Here is a 6756-nt window from a genome sequence, read left to right as displayed (position 1 = left end):
CGGTTTTTGTCCCATTTGCATCAAAACGTTGATATGAAAGCGTTTGTTGCCAATATATTGACCACGCTTCCTGATAAGAAAACTATACCACAGGCAATAATAACTGTCTAACTATTTATCAGATTTTATGAATTTGATTACATTTTTCATAAGTAAAATTAAGTGGATTAAGTATTGTAAACAACAAAAAGCCCCTCCACAATCCAAACTTCTGAACTGTAAAAGGGCTTCCATTGTCCTGAATAAATAGGTATATAAAAACAACCTCGATTATGAGAGTGTAAGATATTAAAAAAGATTGTTCATGCTTTTTACGGTTTGAATAATTTCAATCAGCTTATTTCTATCCCATAAAATCACATCATTTGATTTAGCCAATTCCATTGCTGATTTTGTAAAATTACTGTTTGTAACCACAACACCTTTTTGGAGACTATAATGTTTTATACCTGCCACAACTTCTTGAATAGCCGTATTTGTTACTGCGGAGATATACCGTTTTGCTTGAACACCTAAGCTAATTCCATTTTTAGCAACAATAATATCTATCCCTTGGTCACCAGATGCAGATGTTACAACAACTGAATAACCCATTTTTTCAAATAGATAGGATACATAGTGTTCGAATTCAATACCATCTAATTGATCCACATCATCTATTGTCACATTATCATAGGGATTATACTCTACACTATCTTCTAGTTTCATTCCATGATTTAACAGTTGATTTTCAAAGTCATTCTGTACCTTGTCATCTAAGTATTTAGATACCTTTTCGAAGAGTAAAGATCTGATTTCATTCAGATTTTCACATATTTCATTAATTTTGTTATTAAATTCGGACAAAAAATAAACAAACTGTGAGTGAATTAATAGATCATCATGATTAATAAAATCAATAGAATAATACGCATTTACACACTTATCAACATCTAAATTTTCTATATCAGAAAAAAAGCCACCATACAATTCTTTAAATGAATTTGCAAAATACTCTTGTGAAATGTATTTTAAACAAACTGTGATTAATAGATAATTATAATACTCATCATATTTGTTATCAGCATCGAAGTTTTGAAGGATTCCATTCTTAACCAAAAGTTTTACAAATGGAGGGTATTTATTCACACAGAAAAAATATTGATAATGATCGTCACCATATTTTTTGAATTCAATAAAGTAATTACCGAACATCGACATATGCATTTGTCTTTCACAACTTATCAAGAAATAAATATTATCGAATTCATCTTTTGCATATAAATCAAAAAAATTCACAAATAGCTTTTTATTATTCTTGTCGGATAAAATTAATTTACTTTGTTCCTCAACAATTTGTTTTGCTACTATCGCTTCCTCTGAATCTTCATCAAAAGAGAAACCATAATCGTCATCCATTTTACCAAACCCTCCTATTGAACTATTGGGTATGTCAATAGTAGCATATCGAGGTATAAAGTAATAGACAAACAAAAATCCGTCTACAAGCTCATATAGAACCCGTAGACGGCATTTGTATTGCATTAATTCTACCCTTTCATTTATCGGATACCTCTCTTTCTCTTTAAGTTGTCCATGATAGTTTTGGTGAAGCTGTCTGCTTCTTGTTTGGTTCCGTTCATATTTGCTACATTGAAATTAATTGTAATATCTCCACCGCTATCGTTGCTGCTTCCATTACCTCGATTTCTAGGCATCATGGAAGCTACTGCTTCTGCAAATGGTCTCATTTTAGACTTGTTAGACAATGGAAGAACGGCTTCATCTCCATTTTCCCCAATTCCTACAACTGAAGCTCCTGTGAAGATACCCCCAGTTTCATACCAATTCAACCCAATTTTCGGAACACTAGGAGGCGATAAACTGAATTTCCCCGTCATTGTGAATTTAGGAAGCTTAGGCATCTCAATTTTAGGAAACTTTAACGATAGTCCACTGAAGAAACCTTTGATTGCATCAATCGCTTTTCCTACTGCCGTTTTAGCTGCATCTACTGGCTTTATAATGGAATTTTTAACTGCTTCAAATATTGAAGATGCTGTTGTTTTAATACTGTTAAACGTATTAGTGATATTAGTCTTCATCCCACCTACAATAGTTGTAATAGTCGTTTTGATAACATTCCAAATAGTTGTGGCTGTCATTTTAATGCTGTTAAATGTATTAGTAATGAAAGTTTTGATTGCATTCCAGATAGTTGTAAACGCTGACTTTATGCCATCTAATACAGTTGTGAAGAATTTAGAAAGCGCATCAAATACCGTTATTGCAACCTTCTTAATGGCATTCCACACTGTCTCCAACACTTTCTTGATAGCATTCCAAACAGTTGTAAAAATAGTCTTGTAGACATCTAGAACTGCTGTGAAGTATTTTTTATAGCCATCCCAAATAGCTTTACCTATCGCTACAATCCCATTCCATACTACTTCCAGTACCTTCTTAATGGCTTCCCAAGCTGTTGTAAAGATAGTCTTGTAAGCGTCAAAGAGTGTTGTGAAATATAGCTTATATGCATCAAAGATAGCTGTTCCAATGGCAATAATCCCATTCCATAACCCTTCTAAGAAAGATGATATAGATTCCCATGCAGAACTCCATGCTACAGTAATACCTTCCCAGACATTAGAAAAGAATTCTGTTAATCCATTCCAAACTTCTACTGCTACCTCTTTAATATTCTCCCAACACGTCACCAAGAATGCGGAAATTTCATCCCAATTCTTATAAACCAATACACCAATAGCAACTAATGCGGCAATTGCAGCTACTACTAACCCAACGGGACCCGTTAATAATACAAATCCTGCTTTAACTGCTGTTATTACACCGCTCATTGCACCGAATGCTGATACTATACTACCAACTGCTGATACGACTGATCCAAAAATAACAAGTGCGGGACCCAATGCAGCTACAATTGCACCAATAACAACGATGATTGTTTGAGTTTTTTCGCTCAATTGGCTAAACTTTTCAATCCAAGGTTTTATAACTTTTACCATTTTCAAGATGACTGGGACAATAATATCACCAATGGTAATTGCCATATCTGTTAGTGTGTTTTTCAGCATAGCAAGTTTTGATTCAGATGTTGCATAACGTTGAGCTGCTTCATCTGACAATGCGGAGTTTTCTTCCCATGCATCAGATGAAATCCCAACAGCTTCTGAAAGTAAATCTGATGCTCCTGCTAGTCTTAAAAGAGTATCTGTTTCATTGATACCTTTGATTCCCAAATCTCCAAGAATAGCATTTAGATTCTCACCTTCTATCCCTGACTCAGACAACCCTTTAACAAATGAATCTAGTGCTGTAATTGGATCACTTTCCCATGCTGAAGCAAATTCTGAAGAAGATAATCCTGAGGCTGCCGCAAACTTATCTAGTCCTTTCCCACCATCTGCTACTGCGTTCCCAATCTTCTTAAGTACCTGAGTCATGGCTGATCCGCCTGCTTCTGCTGAAATCCCAACACTTGACATAGTTGCAGATAGCGCCATAATATCTGATTCTGTCAATCCAATTTGTGCGCCTACTCCTGATAACCTCATACCCATTCCAACAATATCCGCTTCAGTTGTTGCCATGTTGTTTCCTAACGCAACAACTGATGACCCCAATCTATCAAAGTTCTCTTGTGGCATTCCTACCACATTAGCAAATTGAGCAAAACTTGTGGAAGCGGTTTCTGCCGTCATATTTGTTGCTTCTCCGAGGTCAACCATTGTTTGAGTAAACGACAAAACATTTTCTGTTTTTATGCCTAATTGTCCAGCCGCTTCAGCAACTCCCGCAATCTCTGCTGCTGATGTAGGAAGAACCTTAGCCATTCCTCTAATTCCATCTTCAAGCATTTTGAAATCCTCATCCGTACCATCAATCGTCTTCTTGACCCCCGCAAATGCTGACTCAAAATCCACAGATGCCTTAGCTGCATATCCTCCAAATGCGGCTAATGGAAGGGAAACTAGTGACATCTTCTTTCCAACATCTGTAATACTTCCGCCTATTTTTTGAAGTCCACTCCCATCTAGGTTACTAATTTGCTGACCTAGATTTCTGAAGCTATCTCCAACCCCACTCATCTGCTGCTGTACAATTTGCATTTGAGAAGTAAACCCACTAATATCTGCACCTAATCTTGCAATCATATCCATACTCTCACCAACTTCTTTCTCCATTTTTTGAAACAAAAAAACGGGGGAAAGTCACCAAATTTAATGGCAACTTTCCCCCGTCAGATTTAATTATTGAATATCTCATTAAGTGCTCTAAGCTCATCTTCACGCTGTTTCTGTGTGACTCGCTTTTGTTTGTTAGCATCCTCAAACAATGAAACTTTCTTTCCACTGTGTGCCGATGTATAACCTGCTCTGAAGGCATAAGCAATCATTTCATAGTGATCTTTTCTGTCATCAAAGTGATTAGATAGCAATAATGAAAGTTGCTTCATTGTTAACTTATCTACATCCTCAATAGGACGTTTTAGAGTGCCAACAATCATTGTGAAGACCTCATCAATGTTAATGTAGCCTTCACTCGTCTGAGGGCATAGCAGCGCCACCAGTGAAGCCCTCCATAGCAACTTTGATTGCTACAGACAAGTCTTCAATCTTGCCGCCTTCAGACATGAATTCATCTAATAAATCCCCTGCTTTACGCTCAGATAGTTTAGGATGCTGATGTTTTAAGCCGAATAGAAACATTGTACGAACTAGTGTAAGCCCACCAATTTCACCAATTTTATCAATAGGTTTTCCTAGTGCTTGCTCCATATCTGCCAGTGCATTAAATCCGAATTTGAGTTCATATGTTTTACCGCTGATTTCAATAGTTTTCATTTATATTGCTCTCCTTTTTTGTAGTATTTTTAAGCATAAAAAAAGATGTAATGCGCTGAACCGTCAAGTTGTGCCATTTCACCTGAATTGCTTAAATTATGGAATTGGTGGAACATCTACTAATTGAAGCTCACCGCAACCTTTAAGGGTTGTACCATAGGTTACTGTGTCATCATAGTTCATATCCAAGTCAAGATTTTCTATTAAGACAAGCCCCTCATATCGCTTGTCATTTGGAAGCCTCACTTCAACTTTCAACTTCTTACGTGCTAAATAAGCATCATTAAAAGCTGTGAAAGCATCATCATCAAGATAATAGAGTCCGTCACAATCAATTGACCACTCTCTTGCTCCTGCAATGTAATCCTTCCAACCATTAGCACCTTTAACTCCAATATCATGCGTTTCTGTAGACTGATTGAGTGTTGCATTACGCTGACCTGCAATCATTACCCAATCTTCTATCCCTAGCGTTCCCTTATCAAAATAGAGAACAAAATCCATACCTAATGTAGCTGCCATATTCATATCTTCCTTCCTGTTAATTCAATTTCAAATTGAAGTATTCCGTGCCAAATTGTTGTATCTATTTCTGTCTCAGTAAGTGTTAATAGGTTGTCTAATCTCACAAAATCTACTTGGAAGCTGTCCACTTGTTTCAAGTTTAGAATGCTATCTTTTACAAATTGATTCATAACTTTGCTAACAGATGAATCACTACCTTTGGAAAACGTGTGAATAGTAACATGATGAAACGTCCGATTATGCGATTTTACGTTCACATCTCGCTGTATCTCTTGTCCAATTTCAATGAAAGGGAAAACAGGTGAAGTTTGTTTGATTTCTGTTACGTCATAGCTTCCAAGCGCCAACTGTTGATAGATAGCCTTTTGAAGCTCAATAGATACATTCATCAGTTACTTACCTCCCTCATTGCTTGTCTCAAATCTTCTTCTAGTTGTCTGGAAGCATTTACATATGCAGGTGTCATATATGGCTGTGCTACTTGCTTAGAAGTACCATATTCAACATGCGTCGCATATTCCAAATTAGTTGAGACTTCACCCGTAATTGAGCCGCTCGTTTCACTTATTTGTGAATTAATGCTCCGCCTCAAGGTTCCTGTATCAACTGGCGCTTGCGCCTTGGCATTAGCTTCCATTTCTAGAGTCCGATTCTTAACCGCTTGTCTAGCCGCATCATTTAACTCTCTAGGTGCATTCGTTGCCCATGCCATGAATCTATCTAATCCTTCAATCCGATTACTCATAAAATCACCTCAATTAAGAGGATGTTTATTTTGTAATCCAAGTGTTGAAGAATCTTATATTTTGTGTCATCAGATGATTTTAATATGAATGATTCCAGTGGTAGATTAATCTTTTCTTTTGTGATTAATCGCCTAGCGGATGTTGAAACAATCCCATATTCCTTGAGTGCAATTTCAGCCTTAACTGGTGAAGTGTGAGCCATGAAGGATTGACCATCTTTATAATCAACTTTCCAGCCACCCATACCATTGCTGACCCGTTCCTCAACTTGAAATGTAAACTTAGAATCTTGTCTCATAGAAACTGAATCCTTTTCAACGATGAACCGCCATCAGGTTGATTTGCTGCTTTCCATTGTTGGATATATGGCAAATATGAATCTAAAACTTCATCCGTAAACTGTTGAGTTACAATGTCAATCTTCTCTGATTTCATACCTTCTGACCCCATGCGTTGCCATCTTGCAATGACTGCTTCAGTTAGAATGAATTCTAAAGCTGTAGGTGTCTCAGTAGTTCCTGTATGGAGGCAAATAGCCTTGTCATACATCTCAATGAAATCAGTTAAAACGTCATCATTCGCAACATCTACAATTGAAAGAATCCGTTTGATTCGTGCTAGAATTTCGTATATCAACATAG

General features: G+C 36.7%; 9 protein-coding genes. All 9 read right to left on the bottom strand.

Annotated elements, in window-relative coordinates:
- Positions 1–288 precede the first annotated feature (288 nt).
- Positions 289–1398 carry a restriction endonuclease gene (locus R2B77_RS16680; protein ID WP_203246343.1) on the bottom strand — a complete coding sequence of 370 codons (1110 nt, stop codon included), beginning with the start codon at positions 1396–1398 and terminating at the stop codon, positions 289–291.
- Positions 1399–1541: 143 nt separating this feature from the next.
- The gene (locus R2B77_RS16675) at positions 1542–4154 is read right to left on the bottom strand and encodes a phage tail tape measure protein (RefSeq protein ID WP_203246342.1); all 2613 of its coding nucleotides are present in this window, start codon (positions 4152–4154) and stop codon (positions 1542–1544) included.
- A gap of 92 nt (positions 4155–4246) precedes the next feature.
- Complete coding sequence (locus R2B77_RS16670; protein ID WP_203246341.1) at positions 4247–4567, bottom strand: hypothetical protein; 321 nt, start codon at positions 4565–4567, stop codon at positions 4247–4249.
- Positions 4539–4844: a hypothetical protein gene (locus R2B77_RS16665; protein WP_203246340.1), complete on the bottom strand. Its 306-nt coding sequence runs from the start codon at positions 4842–4844 to the stop codon at positions 4539–4541. The genes R2B77_RS16670 and R2B77_RS16665 overlap by 29 nt, the downstream gene beginning before the upstream one ends.
- Positions 4845–4940: 96 nt before the next feature.
- Positions 4941–5366, bottom strand: coding sequence for a phage tail tube protein (locus R2B77_RS16660; protein ID WP_203246339.1), 426 nt, complete (start codon positions 5364–5366; stop codon positions 4941–4943).
- Positions 5367–5368: 2 nt separating this feature from the next.
- Positions 5369–5758: a hypothetical protein gene (locus R2B77_RS16655; RefSeq protein ID WP_203246338.1), complete on the bottom strand. Its 390-nt coding sequence runs from the start codon at positions 5756–5758 to the stop codon at positions 5369–5371.
- Positions 5758–6114: an HK97-gp10 family putative phage morphogenesis protein gene (locus tag R2B77_RS16650; protein WP_203246337.1), complete on the bottom strand. Its 357-nt coding sequence runs from the start codon at positions 6112–6114 to the stop codon at positions 5758–5760. Before R2B77_RS16650 ends, R2B77_RS16655 begins: the two co-directional genes overlap by 1 nt.
- Entirely contained in the window at positions 6111–6413 is a 303-nt protein-coding gene (locus tag R2B77_RS16645) for a hypothetical protein (RefSeq protein WP_203246336.1), read from the bottom strand. Before R2B77_RS16645 ends, R2B77_RS16650 begins: the two co-directional genes overlap by 4 nt.
- Positions 6410–6754: a phage head-tail connector protein gene (locus tag R2B77_RS16640; RefSeq protein ID WP_203246335.1), complete on the bottom strand. Its 345-nt coding sequence runs from the start codon at positions 6752–6754 to the stop codon at positions 6410–6412. The genes R2B77_RS16645 and R2B77_RS16640 overlap by 4 nt, the downstream gene beginning before the upstream one ends.
- Positions 6755–6756: the final 2 nt, after the last annotated feature.

Source organism: Sporosarcina beigongshangi (assembly GCF_033485195.1).
GTDB lineage: Bacteria > Bacillota > Bacilli > Bacillales_A > Planococcaceae > Sporosarcina > Sporosarcina beigongshangi.
The sequence above is the reverse complement of the archived record's forward strand: the minus strand, read 5'-3'. Positions and strand labels throughout refer to the sequence as shown.